The 16,653-nt window shown below is 61.5% G+C and carries 18 protein-coding genes; 16 read left to right on the top strand and 2 right to left on the bottom strand.

Annotated features, from left to right (window positions below; translation table 11 throughout):
- Positions 1 to 123 precede the first annotated feature (123 nt).
- On the top strand, positions 124 to 2,928 hold the full coding sequence (gyrA, locus tag NR193_RS08010) for a DNA gyrase subunit A (protein ID WP_256750338.1): 2,805 nt from the start codon (positions 124 to 126) through the stop codon (positions 2,926 to 2,928).
- 69 nt (positions 2,929 to 2,997) lie between these two features.
- Here the strand turns inward: gyrA and NR193_RS08005 are convergent, their stop codons facing one another.
- Positions 2,998 to 3,150 carry a hypothetical protein gene (locus tag NR193_RS08005; RefSeq protein WP_082525247.1) on the bottom strand — a complete coding sequence of 51 codons (153 nt, stop codon included), beginning with the start codon at positions 3,148 to 3,150 and terminating at the stop codon, positions 2,998 to 3,000.
- A gap of 194 nt (positions 3,151 to 3,344) precedes the next feature.
- Here NR193_RS08005 and coaD point away from each other — a divergent pair, with 194 nt between their 5' ends.
- The 8 genes from coaD to NR193_RS07965 all read left to right on the top strand — a co-directional run bounded on the left by coaD (position 3,345) and on the right by NR193_RS07965 (position 8,721).
- Positions 3,345 to 3,845, top strand: a complete 501-nt coding sequence (gene coaD / locus NR193_RS08000) for a pantetheine-phosphate adenylyltransferase (protein WP_256750337.1) — start codon at positions 3,345 to 3,347, stop codon at positions 3,843 to 3,845.
- A gap of 110 nt (positions 3,846 to 3,955) precedes the next feature.
- Positions 3,956 to 4,450, top strand: coding sequence for a peptidylprolyl isomerase (locus tag NR193_RS07995; RefSeq protein WP_256750686.1), 495 nt, complete (start codon positions 3,956 to 3,958; stop codon positions 4,448 to 4,450).
- A gap of 27 nt (positions 4,451 to 4,477) precedes the next feature.
- A complete protein-coding gene (locus NR193_RS07990; protein WP_015317720.1) occupies positions 4,478 to 4,990 on the top strand; it encodes a peptidylprolyl isomerase in 513 nt (170 codons plus the stop codon).
- Positions 4,991 to 5,002: 12 nt separating this feature from the next.
- Positions 5,003 to 5,452: a DMT family transporter gene (locus tag NR193_RS07985; RefSeq protein WP_256750336.1), complete on the top strand. Its 450-nt coding sequence runs from the start codon at positions 5,003 to 5,005 to the stop codon at positions 5,450 to 5,452.
- Positions 5,452 to 6,540 carry a tRNA preQ1(34) S-adenosylmethionine ribosyltransferase-isomerase QueA gene (queA, locus tag NR193_RS07980; protein ID WP_256750335.1) on the top strand — a complete coding sequence of 363 codons (1,089 nt, stop codon included), beginning with the start codon at positions 5,452 to 5,454 and terminating at the stop codon, positions 6,538 to 6,540. The genes NR193_RS07985 and queA overlap by 1 nt, the downstream gene beginning before the upstream one ends.
- Positions 6,530 to 6,799, top strand: coding sequence for a hypothetical protein (locus NR193_RS07975; protein WP_256750334.1), 270 nt, complete (start codon positions 6,530 to 6,532; stop codon positions 6,797 to 6,799). The genes queA and NR193_RS07975 overlap by 11 nt, the downstream gene beginning before the upstream one ends.
- Positions 6,792 to 7,922: a tRNA guanosine(34) transglycosylase Tgt gene (gene tgt / locus NR193_RS07970; protein ID WP_256750333.1), complete on the top strand. Its 1,131-nt coding sequence runs from the start codon at positions 6,792 to 6,794 to the stop codon at positions 7,920 to 7,922. Before NR193_RS07975 ends, tgt begins: the two co-directional genes overlap by 8 nt.
- Before the next feature lie 73 nt (positions 7,923 to 7,995).
- Positions 7,996 to 8,721, top strand: coding sequence for an SDR family NAD(P)-dependent oxidoreductase (locus tag NR193_RS07965; RefSeq protein ID WP_256750332.1), 726 nt, complete (start codon positions 7,996 to 7,998; stop codon positions 8,719 to 8,721).
- Positions 8,722 to 8,732: 11 nt separating this feature from the next.
- On the opposite strand, the gene NR193_RS07960 is transcribed toward NR193_RS07965, so the two are convergent.
- Positions 8,733 to 9,152: a DUF4864 domain-containing protein gene (locus NR193_RS07960; RefSeq protein ID WP_256750331.1), complete on the bottom strand. Its 420-nt coding sequence runs from the start codon at positions 9,150 to 9,152 to the stop codon at positions 8,733 to 8,735.
- Between the two features lie 397 nt (positions 9,153 to 9,549).
- Here NR193_RS07960 and NR193_RS07955 point away from each other — a divergent pair, with 397 nt between their 5' ends.
- The 7 genes from NR193_RS07955 (at position 9,550) to NR193_RS07925 (ending at position 16,539) form a co-directional block, all read left to right on the top strand.
- Complete coding sequence (locus NR193_RS07955) at positions 9,550 to 9,786, top strand: Lrp/AsnC family transcriptional regulator (protein WP_091574954.1); 237 nt, start codon at positions 9,550 to 9,552, stop codon at positions 9,784 to 9,786.
- Between the two features lie 329 nt (positions 9,787 to 10,115).
- Positions 10,116 to 11,528 (top strand): circularly permuted type 2 ATP-grasp protein, encoded by a 1,413-nt coding sequence (locus NR193_RS07950; RefSeq protein WP_256750330.1) that lies wholly within the window; start codon positions 10,116 to 10,118, stop codon positions 11,526 to 11,528.
- 21 nt (positions 11,529 to 11,549) lie between these two features.
- Positions 11,550 to 12,491 (top strand): alpha-E domain-containing protein, encoded by a 942-nt coding sequence (locus NR193_RS07945; protein WP_091574950.1) that lies wholly within the window; start codon positions 11,550 to 11,552, stop codon positions 12,489 to 12,491.
- A gap of 85 nt (positions 12,492 to 12,576) precedes the next feature.
- Complete coding sequence (locus tag NR193_RS07940) at positions 12,577 to 13,371, top strand: transglutaminase family protein (protein ID WP_256750329.1); 795 nt, start codon at positions 12,577 to 12,579, stop codon at positions 13,369 to 13,371.
- A 30-nt stretch (positions 13,372 to 13,401) separates the two neighbouring features.
- Complete coding sequence (locus NR193_RS07935) at positions 13,402 to 14,133, top strand: peptidase (protein WP_256750328.1); 732 nt, start codon at positions 13,402 to 13,404, stop codon at positions 14,131 to 14,133.
- A 97-nt stretch (positions 14,134 to 14,230) separates the two neighbouring features.
- Positions 14,231 to 15,643 (top strand): aspartate aminotransferase family protein, encoded by a 1,413-nt coding sequence (locus NR193_RS07930; protein ID WP_256750327.1) that lies wholly within the window; start codon positions 14,231 to 14,233, stop codon positions 15,641 to 15,643.
- A 128-nt stretch (positions 15,644 to 15,771) separates the two neighbouring features.
- Entirely contained in the window at positions 15,772 to 16,539 is a 768-nt protein-coding gene (locus NR193_RS07925) for a DeoR/GlpR family DNA-binding transcription regulator (RefSeq protein WP_256750326.1), read from the top strand.
- The last annotated feature ends 114 nt before the right edge of the window (positions 16,540 to 16,653 follow it).

Raw genomic sequence — 16,653 nt, 5'->3', positions numbered from 1 at the left:
ATTAGTGGTATCCTTTTGAAATTACCACCAAAAATGACACTGGAAAAGTGCTGCGAACATTGGAGTTTCGGGCTTGCTTCCTATATAAGCGTCAAGTGATTCCTGATTAGATTGTGATCCGATTTGACCGACCAGAAGACACCGCGCGGCGCCGACGGCGGCCCCACCGGCATTGAGCCGATATCCATCGTCGAGGAGATGCAGCGCTCCTATCTCGATTACGCCATGAGCGTGATCGTCAGCCGTGCGCTGCCCGACGTGCGCGACGGCCTGAAGCCGGTGCATCGCCGTATTCTCTATGCCTCGCATGAGAGCGGTTACCACTGGAACCGCAAATATGTGAAGTCGGCCCGCCCGGTCGCCGACGTGATGGGTAAATACCATCCGCATGGCGACGCCTCCATCTATGACGCCTTGGTGCGCATGGCGCAGGACTGGTCGCTGCGCGTGCCGCTGATCGACGGGCAGGGCAATTTCGGCTCGATCGACGGCGATCCTCCGGCGGCGATGCGCTACACCGAATCGCGGCTGACCAAGGTCGCGCATGAGTTGCTCGAGGACATCGACAAGGAAACTGTCGATTTCCAGGACACCTATGATGCCTCAGGCAGCGAACCGAAAGTGCTGCCGGCACGGTTCCCCAATCTGCTGGTCAATGGCTCCGGCGGCATCGCCGTCGGCATGGCGACGAACATCCCGCCGCACAATCTCGGCGAAGTCTGCAACGGCGCGATCGCCATCATCGACAATCCGGCGATCGACCTGCCAGCGCTGATGGAGATCATCCCGGGACCGGATTTCCCGACCGGCGGTATCGTGCTGGGCCGTTCCGGCATCTACAGCGCCTATGCGACCGGCCGTGGCTCGATCGTCATGCGTGGCAAGGTCAACATCGAACAGCGCGGCAACGACCGCGAGTCGATCATCATCACCGAGGTTCCCTACCAGGTGAACAAGTCGTCGATGATCGAGAAGATGGCCGAGCTGGTGCGCGACAAGCGCATCGAGGGCATTTCCGACATTCGCGACGAGAGCGACCGTCAGGGCTATCGCGTCGTCATCGAGTTGAAGCGCGACGCCGTCGCCGACGTTATTCTCAACCAGCTTTACCGCTTCACGCCGCTGCAGACGTCCTTCGGCGCCAACATGGTGGCGCTGAACGGCGGCAAGCCGGAGCTGATGACGCTGACCGACATGCTGAAGGCCTTTGTGGCCTTCCGCGAGGAGGTGATCACCCGGCGCACCAAATTCCTGCTGCGCAAGGCGCGTGACCGTGCCCATGTGCTGGTCGGTTTGGCCATCGCCGTCGCCAACATCGACGAGGTCATCAAACTGATCCGCACCGCGCCCGATCCGCAGACGGCGCGCGAGCAGTTGATGGAGCGGCGCTGGCCGTCCGGCGATGTCGAATCGCTGATCCTTTTGATCGACGATCCGCGCCATCGGATCAATGAGGACGGCACCTACAATCTGTCCGAGGAGCAGGCACGCGCCATCCTCGAGCTGCGCCTGCAGCGCCTGACCGCACTCGGCCGCGATGAAATCGCCGACGAGTTGAACACGATCGGCGCCGAAATCATCGATTATCTCGACATCTTGTCGTCTCGAGCCCGCGTCCAGCAGATCGTCAAGGACGAGCTTGCCGCCGTGCGCGACGAGTTCGGCACGCCACGCCGCACCGAACTCACCGACGGCGGCGCCGACATGGAAGACGAGGACCTGATCCAGCGCGAGGACATGGTCGTGACGGTGAGCCATTCCGGCTACATCAAGCGCGTTCCGTTGTCGCTCTACCGGGCGCAGCGCCGCGGCGGCAAGGGCCGCTCCGGCATGTCGACCAAGGAAGAGGATTTCGTCACAAGGCTGTTCGTCGCCAACACGCACACGCCGGTGCTGTTCTTCTCCTCGCGCGGCATCGTCTACAAGGAGAAGGTCTGGCGGCTGCCGATCGGCAACCCGCAGTCACGCGGCAAGGCGTTGATCAACATGCTGCCGCTGGAGCAAGGCGAGCGCATCACCACCATCATGCCGTTGCCCGAGGACGAGACGAGCTGGGGCGAGCTCGACGTGATGTTCGCCACCACGCGCGGCACAGTGCGCCGCAACAAGCTCTCCGACTTCGTCCAGGTCAACCGCAACGGCAAGATCGCCATGAAGCTGGAGGAGGAAGGCGACGAGATTCTCGGCGTCGAGACCTGCACCGACAATGATGACGTGCTTCTGACCGCCAGTTCCGGCCAGTGCATCCGCTTTTCGGTCGGCGACGTGCGTGTCTTCCAGAGCCGCAACTCGGTCGGTGTCCGTGGCATCGCCATGGCCGAGACCGACAGGGTGATTTCCATGGCGGTGATCGAGAATGTCGATGCGCCGCCGGCGGAACGCGCCGCCTATCTCAGGCGAGCGGCGGCCGAACGGCGGCTTGCGGCCGGCATCGCCGCCGGCGAAGAGGAAGAGATCGCGCTGACCAACGAAGAGGTCGGCGAGGAGACGGAGCTTTCCGATGAACGCTACGAGTTCCTGAAGGCGCACGAGCAATATGTGCTGACGGTGACCGAATATGGCTACGGCAAGCGCTCGTCGTCCTATGATTTCCGACTGACGGGGCGCGGCGGCAAGGGCATTCGTGCTACCGACGTCTCGAAGACGGCCGAGATCGGCAGGCTGGTTGCGACCTTCCCGGTCGGCAATGACGATCAGATCATGCTGGTGTCGGACGGCGGCACCGTCATCCGGGTGCCGGTCAACGGCATCCGTTTCGCCAGCCGCGCCACCAAGGGCGTGACCATCTTCAACACGGCTGAAGGTGAAAAGGTGGTTTCGGTCGAACGGATATCGGAACCGCAAGCGGACGAGGAAACCGAAGAGGGTGTCGAAGGTGGCGTCGTGACAGATCCGGTGGCGGACACTGGCCCGGATGACGCGGAGTAAAGTCCGGCGGCGGTTTTTGACGTAGCAACGCCGGCCCATTGGCCGGCGCGGCAGCAAGTTGAGACGATATTAGTAGTGACGGTACGGCTTGCGGGGGCCGAAGCCTTCGAAGCGCTTGGTGTTGGCCTTGACGCGGACGCGTTGAGCCTCCTGATGCAGCCCGAATACGGTGGCGATCAGCATGGCGACGGTCATTGCGGTGGCGAGCATGTAGATCAGCATGTGCGTGTTCTCCTGCGCCTTATAACGGATAGATGGGATTTTGGTTTCATCTTATTAAGGTGCAACCTAGTGAACGCTGCGTGAAGGGTTCGTGATCAGCGTGTTCATCTGTCGTTCATGTGCCGGAAAAGGTTCACGGCCGGCGCGCCAATCGGATTTGCCTTTGCGAGAGAGGCTCGCTAGAAGCACCAGCCATGATCGAACGCATCGCCCTCTATGCCGGCTCCTTCGACCCGTTGACCAACGGCCATCTCGACGTGCTGAAGGCGTCGCTGGCCGTGGCCGACATCGTTTATGCGGCGATCGGCATCCATCCCGGCAAGACACCGCTGTTTTCCTTCGAGGAACGGGTGAGGCTGATCGAGACGGCTGCCAATGCGGAATTCGGCCCCGATGGCGCCCGCATCAAGGTTGTCGCCTTCGACGGGCTGGTCATCGATGCCGCCAGGAAACAGGGCGCCTCGATCATGATCCGCGGCCTGCGCGACGGCACCGACCTCGACTATGAGATGCAGATGGCCGGCATGAACGAGACCATGGCGCCCGAGCTGCAGACGGTTTTTCTGCCCGCCAGTCCCTCCGTGCGCACCATTACCGCCACACTTGTCCGCCAGATTGCCTCGATGGGAGGCGATATCCGCCCCTTCGTGCCGGCGGCGGTTGCCGGTGCGCTCACCGCCAAATTCGCAAAATAAGTTTCTCGGAGAAGACCATGCAGCTGAAAAAGCTCGCCTCGTTCCTCGTTGTGCTTGCCGGTCTGGCGACCGCATCGGTTTCGGCTTTCGCCGCCGATCCGGAAAACACCATGATCATCACCCTGAAGGACGGCGACGTCACCATTGCGCTCAGGCCCGACCTTGCGCCCAAGCATGTCGCCCAGATCAAGAAGCTCGTGCGCCAGGGCGCCTATGACAATGTCGCCTTCCACCGCGTCATCGACGGCTTCATGGCGCAGACCGGCGACGTCAAGTTCGGCAACATGAAGAAGGGCTTCAGCGCCGAGGCCGTCGGCACCGGCGGCTCCGATCTGCCCGACCTGCCGGCCGAATTCTCGCAGACCGAGCACTACAAGCGCGGCGTGGTCGGCATGGCCCGCTCGCAGGACCCCAACTCCGCCAATTCGCAGTTCTTCATCATGTTCGCGCCGGCGCCGCCGCTCGATGGCCAATACACCATCGTCGGCAATGTCGTCAGCGGCATGGAACTGGTGGATCATATCAAGAAGGGCGACGAAGCGGACAACGGTACGGTCACCGACCCCGACCGGATGATCAAGGTGCGCATCGCCGCCGACAAATAAATCTGTTTTCTCAAAAGGATATCTGACATGGCCGAAATCAAGGACCGCGAGAACGCGCTCATCATGGAAACGACCAAGGGCAAGGTCGTCATCGAACTTTTCCCAGACCTGGCGCCCGGCCACGTCGCCCGCATCAAGGAACTGGCCCGCGAAGGCGCCTATGACGGCGTGGTCTTCCACCGCGTCATCGAAGGCTTCATGGCGCAGACCGGCGACGTCAAGTTCGGCAATTCCAGCAAGCCCTCCTTCGCGCCGTCGCGCGCCGGCATGGGCGGCTCCGAAAAGCCGGACCTGAAGGCCGAATTCTCCAACGCCAACCATGGCCGCGGCACCTGCTCGATGGCCCGTTCGCAGAATCCGAACTCGGCCAACTCGCAGTTCTTCATCTGCTTCGACGATGCCGCCTTCCTCAACCGCCAGTACACGGTCTGGGGCCAGGTCATCGAAGGCATGGACAATGTCGACAAGATCAAGCGCGGCGAGCCGGTGCAGGATCCCGACAAGATCGTGTCGCTGAAGGTCGCGGCCGACGTCAAGTAAGGCGAAACGACAATGATGGGCGTCGTCTGGTCGCTTCTCGGCATCCTGTCCGGCGCCTTCATCGCCATACAGGCGCCGATCAATTCGCAACTGGCGCGCGGCCTGGGGCTCCCGGTCGCGGCGGCGGCGTTTTCGTTCCTGTCGGGCGCGGTCGTGCTCGGCATCATCTCCGTCGCGGTGGTGAAGCTGCAAGGCATCTCACTCGACTGGAAGGCGCCGGCGCCATGGCTGTTCGTGGCCGGCGGCATGCTCGGCGGCTTCTATGTCACGCTGTCGACGATCCTGACGCCGCGCATCGGTGCCGCCGCCCTGATGGCGTTTCTCGTGGCCGGCCAGTTGCTGGCCGGCATGCTCATCGACCGTGTCGGCTTCCTGGGCGTCGCAGTGCGTGAGATCTCGCTCGGCCGCGTCGCCGGTGCGGTGCTGCTCTTGGCCGGAGCGCTGCTCGTCCGGCTCTTCTGATGCGCGTCGATCTCTTTGACTTTGATCTGCCGGAGGAGCGCATCGCGCTACGCCCGGCAGAACCGCGCGATCGCGCCAGGATGCTGGTGGTCAAGCCCGGCGAGGGGCTCGATGACCGGACGGTTGGCGATTTGCCTTCCTTGCTGCGCACCGGCGACGTGCTGGTTTTCAACGACACCAAGGTCATTCCGGCTCAGCTCAAAGGCTTCAGACGGCGCGGCGAAGCGGTGGCGCAAGTCGAAGCCACGCTGCACATGCGCATGGCTCCGGACCGCTGGCTGGCCTTCATGCGGCCGGGCAAGCGCATTGCCGCCGGCGACCGCATTCATTTCGGCCATGACGGCAATTCCTGTTTCCTCGGCCAGCTCGACGCCACGGTGATCGAGAAAGGCGAGGGCGGCGAGGCGCTGCTTGGCTTCGATCTGTCGGGACCCTTCCTGGACGAAGCGCTGCATACGGTCGGCCACATTCCGCTGCCGCCCTATATCGCCTCGAAGCGCGACGACGACGAGCGTGACCGAGCTGACTACCAGACCATCTATGCCAGGGAAGAAGGCGCCGTCGCGGCACCCACTGCGGGCCTGCATTTCACCCCCGAGCTGTTTGCCGCGCTCGACGCCAAGGGTATCGAGCGCCGCTTCGTCACCTTGCATGTCGGCGCCGGTACGTTCCTGCCGGTGAAGGCAGACGATACCTCCGACCACAAGATGCATGCCGAGACCGGTTGGGTCAGCGAGGCAACCGCTGCTGCGCTGAACGCGGCCAAGGCGAGGGGCGGGCGCATCATTGCCGTCGGCACGACCTCGCTGCGCCTGCTGGAGAGTGCCGCGCGTGAGGACGGCACTCTGGCCGCCTGGTCCGGCCCGACCGACATCTTCATCACGCCCGGCTACCGCTTTCGCACCGCCGACATGCTGATGACCAATTTCCATCTGCCGCGCTCGACCCTGTTCATGCTGGTTTCCGCCTTCGGCGGCCTCGACACGATGCGTGCCGCCTATGCGCATGCCATCGAGAACCGATACAGATTCTACTCCTATGGCGACGCAAGCCTGCTTTATCGAGCGGAGACGAGCGATGGACGATGATCTCGACGGCCTGGACCGCGACGCACTGATCGTGGAAATCAGGAAATTGCGTGCCGGCATTCGCCAGCATCGTGATGCCACCGGGCATGATCTGTGCTGGCATCATCCCGATCTGTGGAACCTTTTGCCAGAAAAGACCGAGCCGGCGATCGCCGTGCCGCCGTGGCCAAAATTCATGCGGGGCTGCATCCGCTACCGCCAGTCGCTCGACGAACAGGCTGCGGGCGCGCCGCTAGATGACAAGGAATTCAATGGCTAAGCCGTTCACCTTCAAGGTTCTGGCGACTGACGGCAAGGCGCGACGCGGTGTGATCGACATGCCGCGCGGCGAGATCCGCACGCCGGCCTTCATGCCGGTCGGCACCGGTGGCACCGTCAAGACGATGTACATGGATCAGGTGCGCGACCTTGGCGCCGACATCATCCTTGGCAACACCTACCATCTGATGCTGCGCCCTGGTGCCGAGCGTGTGGCGCGGCTCGGCGGCCTGCATGAATTCGCCCGCTGGCCGCATCCCATCCTGACCGACAGCGGCGGCTTCCAGGTGATGTCGCTGTCGAAGCTGCGAAAGCTGACCGAGAAGGGCGTCACCTTCCGCTCGCATATCGACGGCGCGGCCTACGAGATGTCGCCGGAGCGCTCGATCGAGATCCAGGGACTGCTCGATTCCGACATCCAGATGCAGCTCGACGAATGCACGGCGCTGCCGGCCGAGATGAAGGAGATCGAGCGCGCGATGGAGCTTTCGCTGCGCTGGGCCGAGCGCTGCAAGACGGCGTTTGGCGACCAGCCGGGCAAGGCAATGTTCGGTATCGTGCAAGGCGGCGACAATGCGGCACTCAGGGTGCGGTCGGCGCAGGCGCTGAGCGCGATGGAGCTCAAGGGCTATGCCGTTGGTGGCCTGGCCGTCGGCGAGCCGCAGGCCGTGATGCTGGAGATGCTCGATATCACGTGTCCGGAATTGCCGGCGGACAAGCCTCGCTATCTGATGGGTGTCGGCACGCCGGACGATATCCTGAAATCGGTGGCGCGCGGCATCGACATGTTCGATTGCGTCATGCCGACACGGGCCGGCCGGCATGGCCTTGCCTACACCAGGCGCGGCAAAGTCAATCTGCGCAACGCCCGCCATGCCGACGATCCGCGCCCGCTCGACGAGGAAAGCGACTGCCCGGCCGCCCGGGATTACTCACGCGCCTATCTGCACCATCTGGTGCGCTCGCAAGAGGCACTCGGCGCCATGCTGCTTACTTGGAACAATCTTTCCTACTATCAAAAGCTGATGCAGGACATCCGCGCCGCGATAGAGGCCGGCACGTTCGAGACCCGCGCGGCGGAGATTTCCGAAGGCTGGGCGAGGGGCGATATTCCCGCTCTTTGAATGAGCATGCGTCTGCTTGACAAGGATTGACGGGTCGACTCTCCGGACGCAGAGTCCGGTCGGGGGTCAAGCCATGACCGTGACGTACGACTTTGGCGGCAAGACCGCGATCGTGACCGGCGGATCGAGGGGTATCGGCAAAGCCATTGCCGTACAGCTGATGCAGTCCGGTGCCGATGTCTGGATATGGGACGCAGATCCCTTGCCTGTCGATGGCGCCCATTGCCAGACTGTCGACGTGACCAAGGCACACCAGATAAAAGACGCCCTGGCTGTGGTCATAGCCGATGGCAGGCGGATCGATATCGTCATCAACAATGCAGGCTACCTTGGCAGCTATCGCGGGTTCGAAGCCTTCGATCCGATCGAATGGCAACGGATCATCGGCGTCAACCTGATGGGCGTTTTCGAAGTCACGCACCAGGTTCTGCCAATCATGCGCAAGGCCGGGCGTGGTCGTATCGTCAATATGGGTTCGCTGGCGGGCAAGGAAGGACTGCCGAACCTCGCAGCCTATTCCGCGGCAAGTGCGGGTGTCATTGCCTTCACGAAAGCATTGTCGCGCGAGGTGAGCGACACCGAAATCCGCGTCAATTGCGTCGCGCCGGGGCCGATCGATACCGAACTCATCAGGCGCCTTGGCAACGATGTCGTCAACGACATGATCAACGCCAGTCCGCTCAAGCGCCTCGGCTCTGCGGATGAAGTCGCGGCATTGGTGCTTTGGCTATGCTCCGATGCCAGCGCGTTCAACACTGGAGCGGTGTTCGACATGTCGGGCGGCAGAGCGCGCTATTGAGCGTTCTCTACTCAGGTGCTGAGCGAGTTCGACGCGCGCAGGCTGCAGCCAGTGATCTGGAACGTGCCGTCGGGCTGTTGCTGGAGCGTGTAGACTGCCTCGTAGTCCTTGCCGTCCGGCCCGACGATCAGCACCTGCTGGACGATCGAACCCGGGCTCGTCTCCTCGACCTTGCCGAAGGAATAGGTCTGTGGCTTACGCACCGGCGGGTAGCCGTTGGTCACCATGTTCATGAAGGTGTCGACGGTCGGGAAGATCTGTCTCACGTTGGGCGCCGCGAAACTGTAGGCAGTGGCGCCGTCATTGGCGATGAACGCTTTCAACTGGCCGTCGATGGCTGCTTGCGCCGCCTTGACCTCGGCATCGCCGGCAAACGCCGACGAGGCCAGGATGAGCGGAACGAACGCGAATGCGAAAAACATGCGGCGCATGGCCTGTCTCCGTTGCCCTCGAAAAACCGCCTCCAGAAAATCTGTTCCAGGAGGCATCCTAACATACGCTTGGCGGCGCTTCACGGTTTCAGCGATGGCGGAATATTCGTCTCGGCTCGGCGCATTTCCTATGCTTGAGCTTCCATTGAGATGGGTCGCTCGCGTGGTCTGGGGCGAGAGCGTGCAAGCCACGGGACGAAGGATGTTCGCACAGCCTGTCGATCGGCGCCTTTTGCTGAAGGGTGTTGCCAGCCTTGCCGTCTTGGCCCCTTTGCCGGCTTGGGCGAGGAATACTCCGACGGTCGCCGCTGGCTGAGTACGGATTCCAGCGCTTGAAAGCCCGCCTCCAGTCTGCCAGAAGGGCCGCTTGGACTTGGAAGTTTAGCGGGACGAAGCCATGAAGGCGTTTTTCGTGCAGATCAAATGCGAGCTGGGCAAATCCTATGAGGTCGCCAGCGCGCTTGCCGATGCCGAGATCGCCTCGGAAATCTACTCCACCGCCGGCAATTACGATCTGCTCGCCAAATTCTATGTCGACGATGAGGAAGACGTCGGGCATTTCGTCAACGAGAAGGTGCAGGTTCTCCCCGGCATCAAGGACACATTCACGGTCGTGACGTTCCGCGCTTTCTAGAGCCTGTTCCATGCCGGTAGAATCGGGGCCGATAGAATCGGGATGGGCTCTATCTGCTTGTTTGAGCACGATCTCTGGACAAACGGGAACCGTTTGTCCGAGAAAAGCGGACGCCACTTTTCGCTGACGCGGTCCTTCGGTTCGGGATCATGCTCCAGCCGCTGAGCGCACTTGCCCGGGCACGAGGCAAAGCCTGACCAAGGTCGTATTTCAGCTGCCTCAATTTTAGGCAGGCGCGACTTACTGATCGTCGGGATCTCCCAAATCACCGATTGCGCTTGATTTTCTCCGGCGACGCCAGTGAAATGGCGTCACAGGGGAGTATGCGATTGGCAGCGTTCGACGAAATGCTTCCGGAAGTCTCCGGATTGAGAAGACCGTATTCGGCTTATGACCGCTGGCTGAAGGAGCAGGATCCAGCCAGACTTACCGAGAAGATGCAGGACGCCGAACGCGTCTTCCGCAAGACCGGCATCACCTTCGCCGTCTATGGCGAGCAGGAAGCATCCGAGCGGCTGATCCCGTTCGATATCGTTCCACGCATCATTTCAGGCAATGAATGGCGACGCCTCACGCAAGGCATCGAGCAGCGCGTGCAGGCGCTGAATGCTTTCCTCGACGATATCTACCATCGCCAGGAAATCCTGCGCGCCGGGCGCGTTCCCACGGAGTTGATCGCAAGGAACGAGGCATTTCTGCCGGAAATGATCGGGGTGCGACCGCCGGCCGGCGTCTACACCCACATTATCGGCGTCGATATCGTGCGCATCAGCGAGGACGAATTCTACGTGCTGGAGGACAACGCACGCACACCGTCGGGCGTCTCCTACATGCTGGAAAACCGTGAGACGATGATGCAGCTGTTCCCCGAGCTGTTCCAGAAGATCAAGGTGCGGCCGGTGGAAAACTATCCGCAGCTTCTGCGCCAATCGCTGGCGGCGGTGCGCCCGCAAGGCACCAAGGGCGCGCCGACCATCGCCGTGCTGACGCCCGGCAGCTACAATTCCGCCTATTTCGAACACGCCTTCCTTGCCGACCAGATGGGCGTTCAACTGGTCGAAGGCCAGGATTTGCGCGTCGTCGACGGCCATGTCGCGATGCGCACCACCGAAGGCTACAAGCAGATCGACGTGCTCTATCGTAGGGTCGATGATGCTTTCCTTGATCCGCTGACCTTCAGGCCAGATTCGGCGCTTGGCGTTCCCGGCATCATGGATGTCTACCGGGCGGGCAACATCACCATCGCCAACGCACCGGGCACCGGCATCGCTGACGACAAGGCGATCTATTCCTACATGCCCGAGATCGTCGAGTTCTACACTGGCCGCAAGGCGATCCTCGGCAACATCCCGACCTGGCGCTGTTCCGAGCCCGACAGTCTGAAATACGTGCTCGAGCACATCCACGAACTGGTGATCAAGGAAGTGCACGGCTCCGGCGGCTACGGCATGCTGGTCGGCCCGGCGGCGACCAAGAAGGAGTGCGAGGCTTTTGCCAAGAAACTCCAGGCAAAACCCTCGAACTACATCGCCCAGCCGACACTGGCGCTGTCGACCTGCCCGATCCTGACTGACAAGGGGCTTGCGCCGCGCCATGTCGATCTCAGGCCTTACGTGCTGGTCTCAGACCGCATCCAGATCGTGCCCGGCGGGCTGACGCGCGTTGCGCTCAAGGAAGGCTCGCTGGTCGTCAATTCCTCGCAGGGCGGCGGCACCAAGGACACATGGGTGCTGGATGACTGATTTTCATTTGAAGGTTTTTGAATGCTTTTAGGCCGGACCGCCAACGGGCTTTACTGGATGAACCGCTATATCGAGCGGGCCGAGAACATGGCGCGCCTGGTTGACGCCGGCTTGCGTATGGCGCTGACCCGCACGCAGAGCGCCTCGGAAGAGTGGAGTTCGGTGCTGCTCAGTGCCGGTTCGGACGTCACCTTCAGCCAGAAATATTCTGACTATACCGCCGCCAACGTCGCCGACTTCCTGCTGCGCGACACGTCGAACCCATCGAGCACGATGGCGGCGATCGAGACAGCCCGCAACAATGCCCGCATGGTGCGCACCGCGCTGACGCGCGAAACCTGGGAAAGCATCAACGAAGCCTGGATGGCGCTGAAACGGATGCTGGCAAAGCCTATCGACGAGCGCGACCTGCCAAGCGTGCTCGACGCTATCAAACGCGAGACGGCGCTGATCCGCGGTTCGTTCTACGGCACCATGCTGCGCAACGAGATCTTCGACTTCTCGCAACTCGGCACTTATGTGGAGCGCGCAGACAACACGGCACGCATTCTCGACGTGAAATACTATGTGCTGTTGCCGTCGATTTCCTGGGTCGGCTCGACGCTCGACAACTACCAGTGGGAATCGATCCTGCGCTCAGTATCGGCGCACCGCTCCTACCGCTGGGTCTATGACGCCGACTACAAGCCGACCAACATTGCCGATTACCTGATCCTCAATGTCCGCATGCCGCGTTCGCTGACCTTCTGCTATCGCTTCCTGTCCGAACACCTGAAGTTCCTTGGCGACGATTACGGCGAACGTCATGCCTGCCACGCGACGGCCGAGAAGACGCAGACGATGCTGAGAGCGGGGTCGATCAAGGACATATTCGACGCCGGCCTGCATGAGTTCCTGGCCAACTTCATTCGCGACAACACCAAGCTCGGCAACGAGATCGCGCAAGATTACCGGTTCAATTGAGCATGATCCCGAACCGCAGGACTGCGTCAGCGAAAAGTGGGAACCGGTTTTCGGACGAGATCGTGCTTATAAACGGAAAAAAAGCATGCGGCTGAAGATCACCCACAGGACGGAGTACCGCTATGACGCGCCGGTGCAATATTTGTTGCAGCGGCTGCGGCTGCTTCCGGTCAGCGGATCGACGCAGACCGTCCTGTCCTGGGCTCTGGTCATCGAAGGCGCGCGTGAAGAGGTTCGTTTTGTCGACCATTTCGGCAACGATACACGGCTGTTGAGCGTCGAGGGCGAGCGCGACTTCATCACGGTGGAAGCAGCCGGCGAAGTGGTGACGCGCGACACCGCCGGCGTCTCCGGACCACACCAGGGCTTTACGCCGCTCTGGCTTTACGGCCATGAAACGCCATTGACGGCGATCGGCAGCGGCATTCGCGGGCTCGCCGCATCCATCGACAAGGGGACTGATATCGAAAGGCTGCACAGGCTGATGGCGATCATCGGAGAACGCGTCGCCTACACACCGGGCAGCACCACCGCGACGACGCCGGCAGAGGAAGCCTTGGCGCTCAAGAGCGGTGTCTGCCAGGATCACACCCACATCTTTGCCGCCGCGGCGCGCGCCATGGGCTTTCCGGCCCGTTACGTCAGCGGTTATCTGATGCTGGACGCGACGGTAGAGCAGGCGGCAAGCCATGCCTGGGCCGAGGCGCATGTCGCGGGTCTTGGCTGGGTTGCTTTCGATGCCGCCAACGGCATTTCTCCAGACGAACGCTATGTAAAGGTGGCAACCGGTCGCGACTACCGCGACGCCACACCGGTGTCGGGGATTCGACTGGGACAGGCGGAAGAACAGCTTGCGGTCACCGTCACTGTGGAGCAGTAATCCCCCAGGATTGCAGCTAGAAGAGAATCCATGACCTATTGCGTCGGCCTGAAGATCGATCGTGGGCTCGTGTTCATGTCGGACACGCGCACCAATGCCGGCATGGATTCGATCTCCACCTTCAAGAAGATGCATGTCTGGGAAGAGCCGGGCGAGCGTGTCATCGTCTTGATGTCGGCCGGCAACCTGGCGACGACGCAGGCAGTGGTCAGCCTGCTCGACGAGCGCACCAAGGCTATCTCCGAGCGACACTCCACCCTGCTGGAGACGCCGTCCATGTACCAGACGGTGCGGATGGTCGGCGATACCGTCAAGGAGGTGATCGCCAGTTCGTCACCGGCCGGAGAAAAGGCGGATTCCTACTTCAATGCTTCCTTCATTCTCGGCGGTCAGATCAAGGGCAGCGAGCCGCGGCTTTTCATGATCTATCCCGAGGGCAATTTCATCGAATCGACCGACGACACGCCTTTCTTCCAGATCGGCGAGACCAAATACGGCAAGCCGATCATCATCCGCGCCTATGAAAAGACGATGAGCCTGGCCGAGACGGTAAAGCTGCTTCTGGTGTCGTTCGATTCGACACTGAAGTCGAATTTGTCCGTAGGCCTGCCGCTCGACATGCTCTTCCTGGAGAAGGATGCTTTCAAGGTCGGGTTGAAGAGGCGGATCGGCCAGGACGACCAGTACTACCGCACCATCTCGGACGGCTGGTCGAATGCACTGAAGACGGCCTTTGCCAGCCTGCCGGATTTCCCTGGCTAGGGGCGCCTGGCTGGCGGTTGCTTGTATTTCACATGTATTGATTTTGAAGAAGCCAACCGCGACGGATGGCGGCGAGGGATCATGTCGGGAGGACAAGATGAACAACGATGAATTCCGGCATTGGTCGCGGCGCGCCGCTGACTGGGGCGCCGACTACCGCAATACACTGCGCGACCGGCCGGTGCGGCCGCTGGTCAAGCCAGGTGACATTTTCAGGAGCATCGAAGCTTCGCCGCCTGAAGACGCGGAGCCGATGGACAGGATCTTCGCCGACTTCGAGGAGAGGGTTCTGCCGGGGATGACGCATTGGCAGCATCCGCGCTTTTTCGCCTATTTCCCGGCGAATGCCGCGCCGGTCTCGGTTGTGGCGGAGTATCTGGTGTCGGCGATGGCCGCCCAATGCATGTTGTGGCAGACCTCGCCGGCGGCGACCGAACTCGAAACGCGGACCGTCGACTGGATGCGCCAGGCGCTTGGCCTGCCGGAGGGCTTCTCGGGTGTGATCCAGGATTCGGCTTCGTCGGCGACACTGGCCGCGGTATTGACCATGCGCGAGCGGGCGCTCGACTGGCAAGGCAACAAAAGGGGACTGGCCGGGCAGGCGCGGTTGCGCATCTATTCGTCGGACCAGGTGCACACTTCGATCGACCGGGCAATCTGGGTGTCGGGCATCGGCGAGGACAATCTCGTCCGCATCCCGGTCGCAGGCCGTTTTCGCGCCATGGATACCGCCGCCCTCGAAGCGGCAATCGTCGCCGACCGGCAGGCCGGAATGCTGCCCGCGGGCATCATCGCCTGCGTTGGCGGCACCAGCACAGGCGGCACCGACGACATTGCGGCGGTTGCCGAGGTGGCCAAACGGCACGGGCTCTATCTTCACGTTGATGCGGCCTGGGCGGGGTCGGCGATGATCTGTCCGGAGTACCGGCATTTCTGGGCTGGCGTCGAAGGCGCCGATTCGATCGTCTTCAATCCACACAAATGGCTGGGCGCGCAGTTCGACTGTTCGATCCAGTTCCTGCGCGATCCCGAAAGCCATGTCAGGACGCTGGCCATCAAGCCGGACTATCTGAAGACCCACGGCCATGATGGAATCATCAACTATTCCGAATGGTCGGTACCGCTGGGCCGGCGCTTCCGCGCGCTCAAATTGTGGTTCCTCCTGCGTGCGCACGGACTGGAAAACCTGCGGACGATGATCCGCAATCATGTGGCGTGGAGCGAGGGTCTTGCCGCGCGGCTGGCAGGGGAGGTGGATTTCGAGATCGTCAGCGAACCCATGCTGTCGCTGTTTTCGTTCCGGCACAAAGCTGCAACCAGCGCCGATGCGGACGAGCACAATCTGCGGCTGGTCAATGCGATCAACGATGACGGTCGCATCTACCTGACGCAAACGAAGGTCGACGGAAGGGCAGCAATCCGGTTCCAGGTCGGCCAGTTCGAAACGACCGCCACCGACGTCGATGCGGCTTTCATCGTCATCACCGAAATCGCGCGCGGCATGGCTTGATCGGGCCTGGCCGGGATTGCGTTGGTGTTTGCCTTTGCAATCATGTGATTTTCATTAGCCGGCTTATGCCTTTTCATCTGTTTCGTTTTCGACTATAGACAAGAAAAACGAAAACGGGAGCTTGCCTTATGTATCTGTCGCCACGCCATGCCGAAATCATCCAGATGGCCAAGGACCATGGTCGCGTACTGGTCGATGATCTGGCCAGCCATTTCAACGTCACTCCGCAGACCATACGCAAGGATCTCAACGACCTCTGCGACCAGCGGCTGCTTTCCCGCATCCATGGCGGCGCGTTGTTTCCATCCGGCATAGAGAACATGGAGTATGAGGCCAGGCGCAAGATCGCCGCCGATGAGAAAGAGGCGATCGGCCGCGCGGCGGCAAGGCTGATTCCCGACAACGCCTCGCTGTTCATCAACATCGGCACGACGACGGAGGCGGTCAGCAAGGCATTGCTGGATCACAACGGCCTGATGGTCATCACCAATAATATCAATGTTGCCAATAGGATGCGCATATATCCTTCGATCGAGGTGGTAATCGCCGGCGGGGTTGTGCGCGGCTCCGATGGGGGCGTTGTCGGCGAAGCGGCGGTCGATTTCATCCGGCAGTTCAAGGTCGACTATGCCGTGATCGGCGCGTCGGCGATCGACCATGACGGCGCCTTGCTCGATTTCGACTTTCGCGAGGTCAAGGTGGCGCAGGCGATCATCGCCAATGCAAGGCACGTCATCCTGGTCTCCGACCAGACCAAGTTCGAGCGTACGGCGCCGGTGCGCATTGGCCATCTGTCGCAGGTTAACACTTTCATCACCGACCGTTGCGACATCCCGTCGGTGCGCAAGATCTGCCAGGAAGCGGAGGTTCAGCTCATCGAGACGTCCGCCGGTTAGTGGCTTTCAGGGCGTCATTGCGAGCCTCTCACGTGCTTGTGATATTTCGTTTGACATTCGTTCTCATTTCGAAATAATTCCGCCACGGTTTCGTAAAAAGCCAAAAATGGTGCA

The sequence above is a fragment of the Mesorhizobium sp. Mes31 genome, from assembly GCF_024519675.1.
GTDB lineage: Bacteria > Pseudomonadota > Alphaproteobacteria > Rhizobiales > Rhizobiaceae > Mesorhizobium.
Note: the sequence above shows the minus strand (reverse complement) of the source record. Positions and strands in the feature narration are given on the sequence as shown.